Consider the following 16,448-nt stretch of genomic DNA (forward strand, 5'->3'; position numbering starts at 1 on the left):
GTCGGTTGTTCACCTGTCCCAAACTTGTTCGAGTCCCGCGCCTCTGGCTAGAGTCGGCCGCCATGACCGCAGACCTCTCCCTGATCCGCAGTAGCTTCGCAGTCGTGGAGCCCCACGGTTCACAGGTGACCGGATATTTCTACGAGCACCTTTTCGCCAACAACCCCGGGGTGCGTCCGCTCTTCGCCCCGCACATCGACGACCAGCGCGACCGCCTGTGGGCGGCCCTGGGCGCCCTCGTCAACAACATAGAGAACACCGAGACGCTGGTCGGCATGCTCCAGAACCTGGGGCGCCGCCATGCGGGCTACGGCGCGCTGCCCGAGCACTACCCGGCAGTCGGCGCCAGCCTGATCGCGACCCTGCGGCACTACGCGGGCGACGCCTGGACCCCTGAGATCGAGGAGTCCTGGGTGGCGGTCTACGGCGTCATCAGCAGCACCATGATCTCCGCCAGCGAGGAAGCGGCGGCTACGGCCTGACGCGGCCGACGGCGGCTCCACCGCGGGCCGCCGCCCGGCTGCGCCGGTCCGCAGGGTCCACCCGAAACACCAGCCACCGGAGGGTGGTCGTGAGCGATTCCCAGGCGCTGAAAGATTCCTTCGCCCTGGTCGGCAAGTCAGGGGACGAAGTACCCCGCTACTTCTACTCCTATCTGTTCCTCATCGCGCCGGAGGTCCGGCCGATGTTCCCGGTCAACATGGGCATGCAGCGCGACCGGCTGGTCAACGCCCTCGGCCAGATCGTCTCCGACGTCGACGACCCGGACGCGCTGGTCCCCTTCCTCCAGCAACTCGGCCGCGACCACCGCCGCTTCCAGGTCGTGGCGCGGCACTACGAGGCGGTGGGGCAGGCGCTGCTGGCGACGCTGGCCTACTTCCTCGGCGAGGCGTGGACCCCCGAACTGGAGAAGGGCTGGACGGAGGCGTACACCGTCGTCGCCGGCGCCATGATCCAGGCCGCCGAGAGCGACGGCGCGGTCAACCCGGCGTGGTGGAACGCCGAGGTCATCGGGCACGAGCAGCGCGGCTTCGACCTCGCGGTCGTCACGCTGCGCCTCGACCAGCCCATGCGCTACTCCGCCGGGCAGTCCGTCATGGTCGAGACGCCGATGCTCCCCAGCACCTGGCGGTCCTTCACCCCGGCGAACGCGGCGCGTACCGACGGCCTGCTCGAACTGCACGTCCGCTCCATCGACGGCGGCCTCGTCAGCCCGGCCATCGTCTACCGGCTGCGGCAGGGCGACGTGCTGCGGCTCGGCGCCCCGGTGGGCGACCGCCTGACCCTGCGCGCCTCGGCCGGCCGCGACCTGGTGCTCGTCGCCGGCGGCACCGGCCTGGCCCCGCTGCGCGGCCTCGTCGAGGAGATCGCCTGGCAGGGACCGCCGCGCCAGGTCGACCTCTTCTTCGGGGCGCGCGACGCCCACGGCCTGTACGACCTGCCCACGCTGCGGCAGTACGAGCAGGCCAACCCCTGGCTTCGAATAACGCCGCTGGTCGGCCTGGACGCGGGCACGTTCGAGAACCGCAGCATGGCTGGGCCGGTCCTGCGGTCCGGCGCATGGCACGGCCGCTCGTTCTACGTGTGCGGCTCGCCGTCCATGGTGTCCGCGACGGTGCGCGATCTGGCGAACGCAGGCGTCCCCCACGACCTGCTGCACTTCGAAGACGCTCGGTGATCGGAGACACGTGAACGAGACAGGAGCACGCCCGGCGGACCGCCCGGTGACGCCCGAGGCGCTGCGGTCGATGACCTTCCCCCGCGCCCCCCTGACCCGTCGCGGCTACAGCGAGGACGCGGTGCACGACGCCCTGCGCCGGGCCGCGGCGACGCTCACCACGGTCATGGAGGAGAACGACCGGCTGCGGACGGACATGCAGCGGCACCGGGACTGGATCCGCGCCAACAACATCGGCGACGGCAGCAGTCCCACCGGGGTGCCCACCGTGGACGCGGTCCTCCAGCAGGCCCGCGCCCAGCAGTCCGCCGAGCAGACCGTCGTCGCCGCCCGCGAGCAGGCCCGCACCATGCTGCGGGCGGCCCGCGCGCAGGCCGAGGCGGTCCTCCAGCAGCTGCGCGAGCACGAGGGCGGGGAGAGCACCCAGGAGGAGACCGAGCGGCTGCTCACCTACCTGCGGCAGATCGCCCAGTCCCTCACCGTCACGGTGGACCAGTACTCCACCAAGCACACCCCGCCCGCCCCGTCCGCCGCCGCCCCTGCCACGAGCGGCGGCCGGCCGGTCATCTGAACCGGACCCCCCGGGCCGGCGGGGCGCGTCACGCGCCGTCGGCCCCTCCGGCGCGCGCGGCCCGACTGCCGTGACGCGCGCGGACCCCGGCGCGGTCCGGACCGGCCCCGGCCGCTGACGTGGCCCGGCCGCGGGGCCACCCGCGCCCCCGGCGACGCCGCCGCAGCCCGCGGCACCGGGGCCGCCGCGTCCGGCCGCCCCGCCTCCGCCGCCGGCCTCCCGCCCCGCACCGGACGGCAGCCGGCCCGCCGGGTGCGGCGGCGCAGCGACGGCCCCGGGGCCTTCCACGGCCGCGCCGATGTCGTCTTCGGACAGACCCCCGCCGCGGCGGGGGCGGCCACCGCCGGCGCCGCCCGTCCGCCGGCCGGCGCGCGGACCTCCGCGGGCGCCGCGAGGTCCCCCGCCCTCCGCCGCGTCCACGGTGCCGGCGCGCCCGTGACCGCCGCCGCGAAACCCCCGCGACCAGCGACGCCGCCCCGAGCACCGGCACACCGGCGGCGGAACCGCCGGCCGGCGCCGTCCCCGCGGCGGCCGCGCCCGGCCCGCTCGTCCGCAGCCGCCGCCGGGCCGCCGCCCGTACCCGGGAGGGACGGCGGGCGGCCGGCCCTGTAGGAACCCCACAGGGTGGGCCGGGGCAGCCTGTCAGGGGCCGATTCCCCGGATCGGCTCCGCGACCGATAGCTTCTCAGGGAGATTCTCGACCCTGAGGAGTGATCCGTTGAGCCGCTCGGTTCTCGTCACCGGAGGAAACCGGGGCATCGGCCTCGCCATCGCCCGGGCTTTCGCCGACGCGGGCGACAAGGTCGCCATCACGTACCGCTCCGGCGAACCGCCGGCCGACCTGGTCGCCCTCGGCGTGCTCGCGGTGCGCTGCGACATCACCGACGCCGAGCAGGTCGACCAGGCCTACAAGGAGGTCGAGGCCGCGCACGGCAACGTCGAGGTGCTGGTGGCCAACGCCGGCATCACCCGCGACCAGCTGCTCATGCGCATGTCCGAGGACGACTTCACCGCCGTCCTGGACACCAACCTCACCGGCACCTTCCGGGTGGTCAAGCGCGCCAACCGCGGCATGCTGCGGGCCCGCAAGGGCCGGGTCGTGCTGATCTCCTCGGTCGTGGGCCTGCTCGGGCAGGCCGGCCAGGCGAACTACGCGGCCTCCAAGGCCGGCCTGGTGGGCTTCGCCCGCTCGCTGGCGCGCGAGCTGGGCTCGCGCAACATCACCTTCAACGTCGTCGCACCCGGCTTCGTCGACACCGACATGACCCGGGCGCTCACCGACGAGCAGCGCGCGGACATCATGGCCCAGGTGCCGCTGGCCCGCTACGCGCAGCCGGAGGAGATCGCCGCCGCGGTGCGTTTCCTGGCGTCGGACGACGCCGCGTACATCACTGGAGCCGTCATCCCCGTTGACGGCGGATTGGGCATGGGTCACTGAGCACATGAGCGGAATCCTCGACGGCAAGCGCATCCTCGTCACGGGTGTGCTGATGGAGTCCTCCATCGCCTTCCACGCCGCCAAGCTGGCCCAGGAGCAGGGCGCCGAGCTCATCCTGACCGCCTTCCCCCGGCCCACCCTCACCGAGCGCATCGCCCGCAAGCTGCCGCGCCCGGCCAGGGTCGTCGAGCTGGACGTGACGAACGCCGAGCACCTGGCCGGCCTGGAGGACGTGGTCCGCGGGGAGCTGGGCGGCCTCGACGGCGTCGTCCACTCGATCGGCTTCGCCCCGCAGGACGCGCTGGGCGGCAACTTCCTCAACACCCCCTTCGAGTCGGTCGCGACCGCCATGCACGTCTCGGCGTTCTCGCTGAAGTCGCTCACCATGGCCTGCCTGCCGCTGATGCCGGAGGAGGGCGGCTCGGTCGTCGGCCTCACTTTCGACGCGAAGTTCGCGTGGCCGCAGTACGACTGGATGGGCCCGGCCAAGGCCGCGCTGGAGGCCACCTCCCGCTACCTGGCCCGCGACCTGGGCAAGCGCAACATCCGCTGCAACCTGGTCTCGGCCGGCCCGATCGGCTCCATGGCCGCGAAGTCCATCCCGGGCTTCGCCGAACTGGCCGGGGTCTGGGACCACCGCTCGCCGCTGGCCTGGGACATGTCCGACCCCGAGCCCGCCGGGCGCGGCGTGGTCGCGCTGCTGTCCGACTGGTTCCCGAAGACGACGGGCGAGATCGTCCACGTCGACGGCGGCCTGCACGCCATCGGCGCGTAGCGCCCGCCGCGGGGGCGTCCCGTGGGAGGACGCCCCCGCCCCGCTGCTCAGCCGGCCGCGGCGCCCGGTGTCGTGCGGAAGCGGCAGTGGAAGGCGTGGGCGCGGGCCTCGGCCGCGGCCCGTTCGCTGTCGCCGGCGCGGATCGCGGCGACCAGCCGGGCGTGGTCGAGATGGTCCTCCGGGCGCAGCCGCGGGCCGACGTCCGCACGCAGGAAGTCGCGGAGCACCTCGCCGAGGTCGGCGTAGAGGGCGGTCAGCACCTCGTTGTGGGAGCTGGCGACGACCGCCAGGTGCAGTGTCGCGTCCGCCGCCACGAAGGCCTCCTTGTCGCCCGAGTCCCAGGCCCGCTCGCGCCGCTCCAGCAGCGTGTCGAGCTGTCGCAGGTCCGCGTCGTCGCGCCGCTCGGCGGCCAGCGCCGCCGCCGAGGCCTCCAGTGCCCGGCGCAGCTCGGCGATGTGCAGCGGTTCGGCGTCCGCGAAGCGCCGCTGCATCACCCCGGCCAGCTCGCTGGTCGCCACCACGTAGGTGCCGGAGCCCTGCCGGATGTCGAGCAGGCCGTTGTGCGCCAGCGCCCGCACCGCCTCCCGGACGGTGTTGCGCGCGACCCCGAGCCGTTCGACCAGCTCGGGCTCGGTGGGGATACGGCTTCCCACCGGCCACGCACCCGAGGTGATCTCGGCACGCAGCCGGGCGATGACCTGGTCGGCGAGCGCGGCGGGACGGGGCACGGGTCCGAGATTCATCCCATCATTCTATGATGAAACCCATGCGTGACGACGAACCCCGCCCGCTGCCCGCCTCCGACGACCCCGGCCGGGACCCCGGGCACGTGCCCGGCACGGCCCGCCCGGTGGCCTCCGTGTCCGGGGCCCACCGCGGCCGCGCCCGCCCGGCGGCCGGATCCGGTGCGGATGCGCCCCTTGGCGGTGCCCGCCGGGGGGCCACCGCGGCGCCCTCCGCGGCGCGCGGGACCCGGACGTCCCCGGCGGGGGCACCCGGGACCGGGACCACGGGGGGCCCGGGCGGCACCGCGCCCCATGGGGCGTCCGCAGCGTGGACACGGCGGCTCGCCGTCGCCGGGCTGCTGCTCGCCGCGGTCAACCTGCGGCCCGCCGTCACCGGCCTTGGGCCGCTCATGAAGGAGGTGCGCTCCGGCCTCGGCATGAGCGGCGCCATGGCGGGCCTGCTCACCTCCGTGCCCGCCGCCTGCTTCGCGCTCTTCGGCTTCGCCGCCCCCCGGCTGGCCCGCCGGCGCGGGCCCGGCGCCGTCGTCCTCGCCGGCATGGCCGCCGTCACCGCGGGTCTGGCCCTGCGCCCGTTCGCGGGCGGCACCGCCGCCTTCCTCGCCGCGAGCGCCCTCGCCCTCGCCGGTATCGCGGTCGCCAACGTCCTGATGCCCGTCATCGTCAAGCGCTACTTCCCCGACCGGGTCGGCCCGGTCACGGGCCTGTACTCGATGGGCCTGTCGCTGGGCACCGCGCTGGCCGCCGCCCTGTCCGTGCCGCTCACCGGCGCCATGGGCCACGGCTGGCGGCTGGGCCTGGGGGTGTGGGCCGCACTCGCCGCGGTCGCCGTCGTGGTGTGGCTCCCGCTGGCGCGCGACCGTGCCGCCGCCCCGCAGCCGGCCGCGCCGGCCCCCGCCGCCGGGCGGCCCGCCGCGGAGGAGCCGGGCCGGATCACCCGCAGCCGCACCGCGTGGACGATGGCGGCGTTCTTCGGCCTCCAGGGCACCTCCGCGTACGTCACGATGGGCTGGATGCCGCAGATCTTCCGGGACTCCGGCATCTCCGCCGACCAGGCGGGACTGCTGCTGGCGCTCACCATGGTGCTGGGCGTGCCGCTGTCGTTCGTGCTGCCGCCGCTCGCCGCCCGGATGCGCTCGCAGGGGCCGATCGTGCTCGTCCTCGCCGCCTTCCAGATCGCCGGCTACGCGGGCCTGTGGGCCGCGCCCGCCGCGGCGCCCTGGGCGTGGGCGCTGCTGCTGGGCGTCGCGAACTGCGCCTTCCCGCTCGTGCTGACCATGATCGGCATGCGCGCCCGGACCGGCGCGGGTGTCGTACGGCTGTCGGCCTTCGCGCAGAGCACGGGCTACCTGCTGTCGATCCCCGGCCCGATCCTGGTGGGCGCGCTCAACCAGGCCTCCGGCGGCTGGGGGCTGCCGCTCGCGCTGATGCTGGCCCTCGCGGTACCGCAGGCCGTCTGCGGGGTGCTGGCCGGGCGGAACCGGCACATCGAGGACGAACTGTGACCCCGCTTCCGGCCCGCGGGGTCTCCGGTGCCAGACTGGTCGCATGCCCGTACTCGAACCGAATCCCCCGCAGCCGCAGCGCCGGCTGCTGATCCTGTTCGGACTCATGATGGGGGTGCCCGCGCTCGTCGCCGTCGTCGCGATCATCGCCGCACGGATGGGATGACCCTTCCCCCGGTGGCGCGCGGTGCCCTCGGCGGGGGCCGGCGGCCGACCGCCCGTCAGCAACCCTGAGGCGACCCTGAGTCCGGGGTGGGGACAACCCCACCATCCATGGGGGGCCAGGCTCAGGGGCACATGGGTGGACGGCCGGATGGGGACCGGGGGCGCGTGACCGTAGCGTCGTGGTTGTCAGGCCGGCCCGCGCCGGCCGGCACGTCCCGGCAGCCCGACGGCACCCACGGAGGCGGTCACCGTGACCACCCAGTCCCCGCACCTCTACGCACGGCACACCCCGGCCGCGCCCCGCACCGCCGCCGGCCGCCGCACGCCCGGCGCGGTGCAGACCCGGCTGCCGTGGTGGGCGGTCGCGCTTCCGGCGATCGCCTTCGCCGCGCTGCTCCTGCTGCTCACCGGCGCACGCGCCGACACCGCCGCGGCAGCCCCGGCCGGTGACGTGTTCGGGCATGCCGCGAGCGCCGTGTCCGGGCTCCTCGGCCACCTGGCGTGACGGCCCGGCACCGCTGCGCACCTGCGGCGCGGCGCCGCCGCCGATCACGCCCATCCCGCGCCTGACTGCGGGTTTTCTGGAAAGCTGAGGGGCATGACCGTCGATTCACCCCGCACCCTGGTCCTGCTGCGGCACGCGAAGGCCGACTGGCCGGACGTCCCCGACCACCAGCGGCCGCTGGCCGAGCGCGGCCGCCTGGACGCCCCCGCCGCCGGCCGCCGCCTCGCCGACGACGGCATCACCCCCGACCTCGTCCTGTGCTCCACCGCGGCCCGCACCCGTGAGACGTGGAAGCTCGCCGCCCACGAAATGCCGCACCGCCCCCGCACGGTCTACGAGGAGCGGCTGTACGAGGCGAGCCTCGGCGATCTGATCGCGCTGCTGAACGGGACGCCCGACGACATCGGCTCCCTGCTGGTGGTCGCCCACAACCCCGGTATGCACACGCTGACCGAGGCCCTCACCGGCAGTGCCGACAGCGCGGCCCTGGCCCGTGTCAAGCAGGCGGGCTTCCCCACCGCCGCCTTCGCCGTCCTCACCTTCACCGGGCAGTGGAAGGACGTCGAGCACGGTGTCGCCCGGCTCGCCGCCTTCTGGGCGCCGCACGAGGCCTAGACGGCACGGCTACGGCCTGGGCTTCGCCTCACCCTCCGTGCCCATGCGCTCCAGCACGATGTGGACCCGGTGCTCGACGTGTGAGACGCGCCAGCGCTTGCCCAGCAGGTCCACGGTGCTGCCCGCCACCAGGCCCGGGTGGTCCGACACGGTCTCGCCCTCGCGGTAGACCCGCAGACCCCCGGCCGGTGCGGCGGCGCCGGCGGACGTACGGGCCACGACGAGGTGGATCCGGCCCCGGTGCCGCACGAAGTACGGCACGTGCCAGCGCACCGACCAGTGATCCGGCGGATACGTGCCCTCGGGCGGCGTGGAGGGCTCGCGGCGCGGCTGATCGCTCACGGGATCTCGAACTCCTGCGGATCGACGAAGTATTTGTCGAACTGCTCCTGCGAGACGACGACCTCCGGTGACGGGCTGCCCCAGGGGTTGCCCAGCACGATCTTCCCGTCGCCGGTGAAGCGGCGCACGTAGTAGGCGTGGTCCGTGTGGTAGCCGTCCGGCAGGTCCGCGGGAGGGTTGTCCTCGTCGCCGTCCGGGGTGAGGACCGTGATCGCCCTGCCCGAGTCGAAGATCTTCTTCAGGTCGGGGATGCTCTTGTCCTCGTGCCTGCCGATGCCCAGGAAGCCGCCGGCCTTGATGTCGCCGCCGGAGTGCCCGGTGATGTAGGGCACGGACCTGCCGGGGTTGTTGTTCTCGATGCCGCCGTAGCCCTTGTCCCCGCCGAAGGCGATCGCGAACGCCTTCTCGTAGTAGCCCGGCCAGGTGTCGCCGTTGCCGGTCGCGGACACCGGGTAGCCGTCCCCGTCGACCAGCAGGTCCGGCGTCATCGTCACCCAGCGGAAGTTACCCTCCCGGTCCCAGACCCGCACGCTCACCGTGCCGTTGGCGTTCTGCTCGATGCCGTCCCGGATGAACTGCGGGTCGCGCTGCGCGACCGAGCACAGCGAGGAGAAGTACCAGCAGTCGCCCAGGCCCCGCTGGTGGATGTCGTCGACGGACACGCCGTCGGCGATGAGCGGGTCGGTGGGCACGCCCCAGTGCAGCCCGGAGGCGTTCACGCCGTTCTGCGGGTTCTCGCCGTCCTTGTACGCGCCGGTGCCGGTGAAGTCCGGCTGCACGCAGGGGAAGGCGGTGAGGAACTTGTCGAAGTTCTCCGGGCCGAGCCGGGACAGCAGCGTGTCCAGGGTGGCGTCGCGCCGGTCGGCCGGTACTCCGTTGGAGTCGAAGGGGTTCCAGCCGGAGTCGCCGTGGTCGTTCATCAGCTCGTTGTAGTGCGCGAGGTCGGCGGGCGACGCCCGGGTGATCACGGCGTCCAGCTCCGCCGAGGTGAGCCCGGTGAGGGTGGCGGCGAGCCGGTCGAGGTCGTCGGTGTCGCCGTTGACCCCGAAGTCGGTGTGCTGGAGGGCCTGGAGGGCTTTCAGCGCCGCGTCGACCTTCGTGCCGTCGGGTGCCTTCTCGTCCAGGAAGACCGACGCGTCGTCCACCGGGTAGCCGGCCGCCTCGAAGAGCCGGACGCCCTTGAGCTGCGCGATCCGGCGCTTGATCTCGCCCTGCATGGTGCCGAGTTCGGAGGTGAGCCGGGCGGGCAGCGGGGCGTTCGGGCCGGAGGGCGCCGGTGCCTGGTTCGGCAGCGGGGGCCACACGATTCCCGGGACGGCGGTGACGAGCTGCTGCAGGGCGGGGTCGTGGGAGGCCTTCTGGCCCGGCGGCAGGTTCTGCTGGGCGCCGTTGAGCAGGGTGGTGAGCTGCTGGTGCAGCCCGGCGGCGTGCCCGGCCAGCGCGTCGAGGGTGCCCGCGAAGGCGGTGAGGGCGTCAGGGTCGAAGCCGTGGAAGTCCGTCATCGGGCTCCGTTCGCCGGCGCCCCGGTCGTGGACCCGCTCTTCGCCCGGTCCTCCAGGTCGGCCGCCGCCGACTCCCAGCGGGCGGCGTCCGCCGTCAGCGAGGTGGCCATGGAACGCAGCGCGCTCTGCCGCTGCGCCAGCGTCGTCGTGCAGCGGTCGGCGTAGGGGCCCGTCCACATGGCGCCGCCGGTCAGGGCGTTCCCGGGCCGCGGCTGGGCCTTGGAGACCGCGCCGTCCAGACAGCCGCCCAGCGACTTCGCCAGCGCGCGCGCCTGCCGGGCGTGCTCGCGCAGCGCGGTCGCCCGCTGCCGCAGCACGACCGGATCGTCGTCCCCGTAGCCCATGGCCGGCCTCCCCCGCGGTGCTGTCGGCGGGCCGTCAGGTGACCGCGGCCCGCCGGGGAGCCTAGCGGGAGCCCTCCGGTTCCTGCCAGCGGCCGCCGCTCATCCCTCCCGCGCGGTGAGCGTGACGGCGGTGCCGGAGGTGACGGGCGCGACGGTGAGGAGCACCCCGCCGATCTCCACGGTGTCGCCCGCACGCAGGGCCGGGTACTTCGCCACGGTCGTACCGGCGCAGTAGACCTCCAGACCCGCGGATCCGGACGCCCGGTCGGCGTAGCTCACGACCGCCATCAGGCCGGCCGCGGTGTCGTGCGGCCGGTGCACCCCGAGCACGAGCGAGCGGCCGGGCGCCGGGAGGTCCGCGGTGCGCGCGGCGCGGGCGGCGGGGTCGGTGGAGAAGCACAGCGAGCGCAGCGCCGCCCGGTCCCCGCGCGCCGCCACCGACGTCAGGACGGGCGGCTTCGCCGCGGCCGCCGCCCGGTCCGCGGCCGCGCGCGGAGCGAGGACGACGCGGTAGGTGCAGATCTGCGCGACGGTGTACGCGTGTCCCCGCAGGGCCACCTCCGCACCGGGCCGCACCGTCTCGGTCTGCTCCGCGGGGCCCGCCGGGGACCGCGCGACGAGGAGGGTGGCGGTGCGGGTGCCGCCGTCACCGGAGGCCGCGGAATACTCCACGGAGCGCCCGCCGCCCCCGGGCAGCGGCACCGAGCCGCCGCGCAGCACGTGCACGCCGTCCGCCGGGGCGGTGCCGGAGCACACCGGGCCCCGGTCTCGGGACGGCGGCGGCACCGCCTTCTTCTTGCCGCCCCCGCCACCGCCGCAGGCGCACAGCGCGGCGGCCAGCGCCACCGCCGTGAAACCGCCGAGGACCGTCCGGTGCCGCATGGCCCACCCCCTCGGGGCGAGAGCGTAGCGGGTCAGTCGGTGGGCAGGCCGTCCAGCGCGTCCGCGGCCTCGATCTCCTCGCGCGTGATGCCCAGCAGGAAGAGCACCGTGTCCAGGAAGGGCACGTTGACCGACGTGTCGGCGGCCTCGCGGACGACCGGCTTGGCGTTGAAGGCCACCCCGAGGCCCGCCGCGTTGAGCATGTCCAGGTCGTTGGCGCCGTCGCCGATCGCGACCGTCTGGCTCAGCGGCACCCCGGCCTGCTCGGCGAAGCTGCGCAGCAGCCGGGCCTTGCCCGCGCGGTCGACGATGGGCCCGGTCACCCGCCCGGTGAGCCGGCCGTCGACCACCTCCAGGGTGTTCGCGGCGGCGAAGTCCAGCCCGAGCCGCTCCCGCAGGTCGTCGGTGACCTGGGTGAAGCCGCCGGAGACCACCCCGACCTGGTAGCCGAGCCGCTTGAGGGTACGGATGAGTGTCCGCGCGCCCGGCGTCAGCCGCACCTCGGACCGCACCTTGTCCACCACCGACACGTCGAGCCCCGCCAGCAGCGCGACCCGGGCGTGCAGCGACTGCTCGAAGTCCAGCTCACCGCGCATCGCGGCGGCCGTGACCTCCGCCACCTGCGCCTCGCACCCGGCGTGCGCGGCGAACAGCTCGATGACCTCGTCCTGGATCACGGTGGAGTCGACGTCCATGACCACCAGCCGCTGCGCCCTGCGGTGCAGCCCGGCCGGCACCACGGCGACGTCCACCCCGCGGGCGGCGCCGGCCACCGCGAGCGCCGAGCGCAGCGCGACCGGCTCGGCGCCGGACACGGCGAATTCGACGGCGGTCACCGGGTATTTCCCGAGCCGGAAGATGCGGTCGATGTTCCCGCCGGCGCCGGTGATCACGGCCGTTATGGCCGCCGTGGTTTCCGCGGTGAGCGGCCGTCCCAGCACCGTGACGTGCGAACGCCCCTCGCGCCGCGGCCGGTTGTCGCCGATACCGGAGATGATCTCGGCCTGCATGCCGAGGCTCTCCGCCCAGCTGTGCACGGTGGCCCGCAGGTCGCCCTCGCTGCCCGTGCCGGGCGCGGGGGTGGTCACCAGCGCGCACAGCATCATGCGGCCGCGGGTCACGAGCTGCTCGATGTCGACGACGTCCACGCCGTAGGCGGCGAGCGTGTCGAAGAGGCCCGCGGTGGTGCCGGGTCGGTCCTTGCCGAAGATCTTGACCAGCAGCGTCGGCACGTCGTCCGCCGGCACGGGGGCGGCGGGCGTCACCGCTGCGGCGGAAGCGGTCTGCGAGGCGTCGGAGGCGTCGGAGGCATCATCCATGGTCTTCACACCGTATCCGCACCGCGCGCACCTATCAGCATCCGTCCCGCGTGCCGGACACTGTGCGGGGGCCGCCGGGGGAACGCAACGGAACCCGCCCCACCGCGCTCCGCGCCGAACGCCGGGGCGCGCCGCGCCGTGCCGTCCGGATTCGGTTGCAGGAACGGATCCGGGAGGGCGCTTTCTGTTACGAGACCGGGGCCTGCGATAGTTCCTCCCGATGTCCGCGATCTCTAGACTCCTCTGCACGGGGGACAACACGGGGGACGAACAATGGGGTTTGGGGTGCCAGAACTCGTACTGGAATTGAACGGCAGGACCTGGGCGCTCGATGCCTCCCGGTCCTACAGCCTCGGGCGTGACCCGCAGAGCGATCTCGTCTGTGACGACCCGCGGGTCTCGTGGCGGCACGCCACGATCCGGCGCGCGGAGCGCGGCTGGGTGATCGAGGACCAGGGGAGCACCAACGGCACCTTCGTGCACGGCCAGCGGATCCAGACCGTGGATCTCGGTCCGGGCACCACGATCAACCTGGGCAACGCGACCGAGGGCCCGCGGCTGAGCTTCTCCGCCGCGCCGGCCCCGCAGCAGGCGGCGCCCGCCGGGCACGCCGCCCAGCAGCCGCCCGCCTACCAGGCGCCGCAGCCGCACGGCTTCCACCAGCCGCAGCCGCAGGCCTTCCAGCAGGCCGCGCCGCCGCAGTACGCGCCGCCGCCGCAGCAGCAGGCCGCGCCGGGCTACCCGCAGTACCAGCAGGCCCAGCAGGCAGCGGCCCCGCCGCAGCAGGCCGCCGCTCCGTACCCGCAGCCCGGTGTGCCGCCGCAGTCCGGCGGCGGGTGGCCGCAGCAGCCGCCGGCCCCGCAGGGGGCGCCGCAGCCGCAGGCGGGCCGTCCGGGCTACAGCGACCGCAGCCCGACGACCTTCCACCAGCTGGCCCTCGGCCGGGTCATGCGCATCGGCCGCGCGCTGGAGAACGAGCTGGTCGTCTCCGACCTCCAGGTCTCCCGGTACCACGCGGAGTTCCGCGCGCACCCGGACGGCCGCTACGAGATCGTCGACCTCGGCAGCCACAACGGCACCTATGTCAACGGCCAGCCGATCCAGCGGCACCTGCTCGGCCCGAACGACATCGTCGGCGTCGGCCACTCCACCTTCCGGCTGGTCGGAGACCGGCTGGAGGAGTTCGTCGACACCGGCGCGGTGTCCTTCTCCGCGCGCCGCCTGTCGGTGACCGTGCCGCACGGCAACACGACCAAGACGATCCTGAGGGACGTCTCCTTCGGGGTGCCGGAGAAGTCGCTGATCGGCGTGATCGGCCCGTCCGGCTCCGGGAAGTCGACGCTGCTGCGCGCCCTGACCGGCTACCGCCCCGCGGACCAGGGCGAGGTGCTGTACGACAACCGCAACCTGTACAAGCAGTTCGCCGAGCTGCGGCAGCGCATCGGCCTGGTCCCGCAGGACGACATCCTGCACAAGGAACTCCAGGTCAAGACCGCCCTGCGGTACGCCGCCAAGCTCCGCTTCCCCGGCGACACCGCGGCGGCCGAGCGCGAGGCGCGCATCGACGAGGTACTGCGCGAGCTCAAGCTCGACATCCACGCCGACAAGCGCATCACGGCGCTGTCCGGCGGTCAGCGCAAGCGCGTGTCGGTCGCGCTGGAGCTGCTCACCAAGCCGTCGCTGATCTTCCTGGACGAGCCCACGTCGGGCCTCGACCCGGGCATGGACCGGGACGTCATGAAGCTGCTGCGGGGCCTGGCCGACGACGGGCGCACGGTCCTGGTGGTCACCCACTCGGTGGCCGAGCTGGCGCTGTGCGACAAGCTGCTGGTCATGGCGCCCGGCGGCGCGGTGGCCTACTTCGGCCCGCCGGACGAGGCGCTCAACTTCTTCGGCTACGACAACTGGGCCGACGTCTTCTCCGCGTTCGAGACCTACCGCGACTACGACTGGATGGGCCGCTGGCGCGGCTCGCAGCATTACCAGACGTACGCCGCCGACCTGGACTCGGCCGCGCCGCAGGCCGCGCACTACATACCGCACCAGGCCGCCCGGCCGCCCAAGCCGCAGGGCTGGGGCTCGCAACTGGGCACCCTGGTCCGCCGCTACCTGTCGGTCATCGCCTCCGACCGCGGCTTCATAGGCCTGATGCTCATCCTGCCCACCGTGCTCGGCATCGTCAGCCTGCTGATCCCGGCGAAGGCCGGTCTGGGCTACGGCCCCGTGCGGGTGCACGGCCAGAACCGGGACGCGGGCACGATCCTGATGATCGTCGCCGTCGGCGCGTGCTTCGCGGGCGCCGCCAACTCGGTCCGCGAGCTGATCAAGGAACGCGTCATCTACGAGCGCGAACGCGCGGTCGGACTGTCGCGCTCGGCGTACCTGATGTCCAAGGTCATCGTGCTCGGCCTGATCACCGCGCTGCAGGGCGCGATCATCTGCGGCATCGGCTTCGCCCCGCGCGACAAGATGCCCGCCGAGGGCGTGATCCTGCACGGCCACCCGGCGATCGAGATGACGCTGGTCGTGATGGCCTTCGGCTTCACCTCGATGATGGTCGGCCTGATCATCTCCGCGCTGGTCAAGACGGCCGAGAAGACGATGCCGCTGCTGGTGATGTACGCGATCGTGCAGATCGTGTTCACCGGGGTGCTGTTCCAGATCTACGGCAAGCCGGGCATGGAGCAGGTCGCCTGGCTGATGCCGGCCCGCTGGGCGGTGGCCGGCGCGGGCTCCACCGCGGACCTCAACACGCTGCTGCCGTGGGACCAGACGCACAGGACGGTCGACACGCTGTGGAAGCACAGCGCGGGCACCTGGACCCTGGACGTCGTCGTGCTGCTCGCGATGGCGGCGGTCTGCGGCTTCGCCGTCGCCCGGCTGCTGCGCCGCCACGAGCCCGAGGTGATGCGCAAGTAACCGGGAATTCCCGGCAGGTGAAAGGGCGGTGGGACTCGCAGGAGTCCCACCGCCCTTTCGTGCCGCATCCGGCTGTGCGCGAACGCCGGTCAGTAGGCGGAGTTGACGTTGTCCATTCCGCCGTAGACGTGCCAGGCGTAGTTGCACGCGGCGGCGATGTTCGCGACCGGGTCGTAGACGTTCCACGAGGTACCGGAGACGTGGTACGCGTTGAAGGTCGGGTCGATGGTCTGGAGCAGGCCCTTGGAGGGAATGCCCTTGGCCGCGTTGGAGTCCCACAGGTTGATGGCGTTCGGGTTGCCCGAGGACTCACGGATGATGTTGCGGTATATGCCGTTGTAGGTCGGCACCGGGATGTCGTGCGCGGCCAGGACGGCGCGGGCCTCGCGGATCCAGCCGTCGAGGTTGTCGGGGTAGACGACCTTCTTGACCGGGACCGCGGCGGCGACCTTCTTCGGCGCCAGCTTCTTGACGGCCTTCTTCGGCGCGGGCTTCACCGCGGCACGGTGCTCGGAGCGGTTCGCGGCGGCCCTGGCCCTGTCGCGGGCGGCGGCGTCGGCGGCAGCCTTCTTCTTCGCGGCCTCGGCGTCCGCGGCCTTCTTCTTCGCCGCCGCGTCGGCGGCGGCCTTCTGCTGGGCGGCGAGCGCGTCCGCGGCCTTCTTCTTCGCCGCGGCGTCCTCCTGGATCGCCTTCTGCGAGGCGAGCCCCGCCTGCGCGTCGAGATCCTTGACCTGCTGGCCGTTCTCGACGGAGAAGCCGGTCGCCTCGCCCTTGGCCTCAGCGGTCCCGCCGGTCACCTGGAGACCGGTGACGGCCAGGACAACAGCAGCCGCGGCGGCGGCACCGGCCGCCGTGATCTTGTGCTTCTTGGACAGTCGGCCGATCTTCGGGATCGTGGGGAGCTGCATGGAATGACCTCTTCCGGTTGCGGACCCGAGAATTCTTAAGGGCTCGCAAATCGGGGGTCAATGAAGGTGGCTACGATTCGTATTCGTAGCCGGGGGGCCGGGGTGGCCGGTTCGGGGGTGAAAATCCCGTGGGGTTTCCGGGGTGCTATTCCACTAACCTCCTTAGTATGTGACCCAGCTCCTGTAGGTCACCTCACACGGCCGCACCCCCGGGGTCGCTGGTGGTGACCGCGAGGG

At 73.6% G+C, this 16,448-nt stretch carries 17 protein-coding genes; 10 read left to right on the forward strand and 7 right to left on the reverse strand.

Annotated elements, in window-relative coordinates; genetic code table 11:
- The first annotated feature begins 62 nt into the window (after positions 1 to 62).
- The 5 genes from ACH4SE_RS26440 to fabI all read left to right on the forward strand — a co-directional run bounded on the left by ACH4SE_RS26440 (position 63) and on the right by fabI (position 4,462).
- Positions 63 to 482 (forward strand): globin domain-containing protein, encoded by a 420-nt coding sequence (locus tag ACH4SE_RS26440; RefSeq protein WP_398545958.1) that lies wholly within the window; start codon positions 63 to 65, stop codon positions 480 to 482.
- An 89-nt stretch (positions 483 to 571) separates the two neighbouring features.
- Positions 572 to 1,678, forward strand: coding sequence for a globin domain-containing protein (locus ACH4SE_RS26445; RefSeq protein ID WP_398545959.1), 1,107 nt, complete (start codon positions 572 to 574; stop codon positions 1,676 to 1,678).
- A gap of 10 nt (positions 1,679 to 1,688) precedes the next feature.
- Entirely contained in the window at positions 1,689 to 2,249 is a 561-nt protein-coding gene (locus tag ACH4SE_RS26450; RefSeq protein ID WP_398545960.1) for a DivIVA domain-containing protein, read from the forward strand.
- Positions 2,250 to 2,967: 718 nt separating this feature from the next.
- Positions 2,968 to 3,687: a 3-oxoacyl-[acyl-carrier-protein] reductase gene (gene fabG / locus ACH4SE_RS26455; RefSeq protein ID WP_398450263.1), complete on the forward strand. Its 720-nt coding sequence runs from the start codon at positions 2,968 to 2,970 to the stop codon at positions 3,685 to 3,687.
- Between the two features lie 4 nt (positions 3,688 to 3,691).
- Positions 3,692 to 4,462, forward strand: a complete 771-nt coding sequence (gene fabI / locus ACH4SE_RS26460; protein ID WP_398545961.1) for an enoyl-ACP reductase FabI — start codon at positions 3,692 to 3,694, stop codon at positions 4,460 to 4,462.
- A 47-nt stretch (positions 4,463 to 4,509) separates the two neighbouring features.
- Here fabI and ACH4SE_RS26465 read toward each other — a convergent pair whose 3' ends face one another.
- Entirely contained in the window at positions 4,510 to 5,205 is a 696-nt protein-coding gene (locus ACH4SE_RS26465; RefSeq protein ID WP_398545962.1) for a FadR/GntR family transcriptional regulator, read from the reverse strand.
- 23 nt (positions 5,206 to 5,228) lie between these two features.
- Between ACH4SE_RS26465 and ACH4SE_RS26470 the strand changes: the two genes are divergently transcribed.
- The 4 genes from ACH4SE_RS26470 (at position 5,229) to ACH4SE_RS26485 (ending at position 7,995) form a co-directional block, all read left to right on the forward strand.
- Positions 5,229 to 6,710 (forward strand): CynX/NimT family MFS transporter, encoded by a 1,482-nt coding sequence (locus ACH4SE_RS26470; protein WP_398545963.1) that lies wholly within the window; start codon positions 5,229 to 5,231, stop codon positions 6,708 to 6,710.
- A 43-nt stretch (positions 6,711 to 6,753) separates the two neighbouring features.
- Positions 6,754 to 6,876 (forward strand): SGM_5486 family transporter-associated protein, encoded by a 123-nt coding sequence (locus ACH4SE_RS26475; protein ID WP_267965252.1) that lies wholly within the window; start codon positions 6,754 to 6,756, stop codon positions 6,874 to 6,876.
- A 249-nt stretch (positions 6,877 to 7,125) separates the two neighbouring features.
- Positions 7,126 to 7,380, forward strand: a complete 255-nt coding sequence (locus ACH4SE_RS26480; protein WP_398545964.1) for a hypothetical protein — start codon at positions 7,126 to 7,128, stop codon at positions 7,378 to 7,380.
- A 93-nt stretch (positions 7,381 to 7,473) separates the two neighbouring features.
- Complete coding sequence (locus tag ACH4SE_RS26485; RefSeq protein ID WP_398545965.1) at positions 7,474 to 7,995, forward strand: SixA phosphatase family protein; 522 nt, start codon at positions 7,474 to 7,476, stop codon at positions 7,993 to 7,995.
- A 9-nt stretch (positions 7,996 to 8,004) separates the two neighbouring features.
- Here ACH4SE_RS26485 and ACH4SE_RS26490 read toward each other — a convergent pair whose 3' ends face one another.
- From ACH4SE_RS26490 to serB, 5 genes are all read right to left on the reverse strand, one after another.
- Entirely contained in the window at positions 8,005 to 8,337 is a 333-nt protein-coding gene (locus tag ACH4SE_RS26490; RefSeq protein WP_398545966.1) for a hypothetical protein, read from the reverse strand.
- The gene (locus ACH4SE_RS26495; protein WP_398545967.1) at positions 8,334 to 9,839 is read right to left on the reverse strand and encodes a C2 family cysteine protease; all 1,506 of its coding nucleotides are present in this window, start codon (positions 9,837 to 9,839) and stop codon (positions 8,334 to 8,336) included. The genes ACH4SE_RS26490 and ACH4SE_RS26495 overlap by 4 nt, the downstream gene beginning before the upstream one ends.
- A complete protein-coding gene (locus tag ACH4SE_RS26500) occupies positions 9,836 to 10,183 on the reverse strand; it encodes a hypothetical protein (RefSeq protein ID WP_398545968.1) in 348 nt (115 codons plus the stop codon). Before ACH4SE_RS26500 ends, ACH4SE_RS26495 begins: the two co-directional genes overlap by 4 nt.
- A 99-nt stretch (positions 10,184 to 10,282) precedes the next feature.
- Positions 10,283 to 11,065 carry a hypothetical protein gene (locus tag ACH4SE_RS26505; protein WP_398545969.1) on the reverse strand — a complete coding sequence of 261 codons (783 nt, stop codon included), beginning with the start codon at positions 11,063 to 11,065 and terminating at the stop codon, positions 10,283 to 10,285.
- Between the two features lie 32 nt (positions 11,066 to 11,097).
- Complete coding sequence (serB, locus tag ACH4SE_RS26510) at positions 11,098 to 12,384, reverse strand: phosphoserine phosphatase SerB (protein ID WP_398545970.1); 1,287 nt, start codon at positions 12,382 to 12,384, stop codon at positions 11,098 to 11,100.
- 273 nt (positions 12,385 to 12,657) lie between these two features.
- Between serB and ACH4SE_RS26515 the strand changes: the two genes are divergently transcribed.
- Positions 12,658 to 15,303: an FHA domain-containing protein gene (locus ACH4SE_RS26515; RefSeq protein ID WP_398545971.1), complete on the forward strand. Its 2,646-nt coding sequence runs from the start codon at positions 12,658 to 12,660 to the stop codon at positions 15,301 to 15,303.
- An 89-nt stretch (positions 15,304 to 15,392) separates the two neighbouring features.
- Here the strand turns inward: ACH4SE_RS26515 and ACH4SE_RS26520 are convergent, their stop codons facing one another.
- Positions 15,393 to 16,211 carry a transglycosylase SLT domain-containing protein gene (locus ACH4SE_RS26520; protein ID WP_398545972.1) on the reverse strand — a complete coding sequence of 273 codons (819 nt, stop codon included), beginning with the start codon at positions 16,209 to 16,211 and terminating at the stop codon, positions 15,393 to 15,395.
- Positions 16,212 to 16,448 lie beyond the last annotated feature (237 nt).

Source organism: Streptomyces sp. NPDC020983, assembly GCF_044333485.1.
In the GTDB taxonomy this organism is placed as follows: Bacteria; Actinomycetota; Actinomycetes; order Streptomycetales; family Streptomycetaceae; genus Actinacidiphila.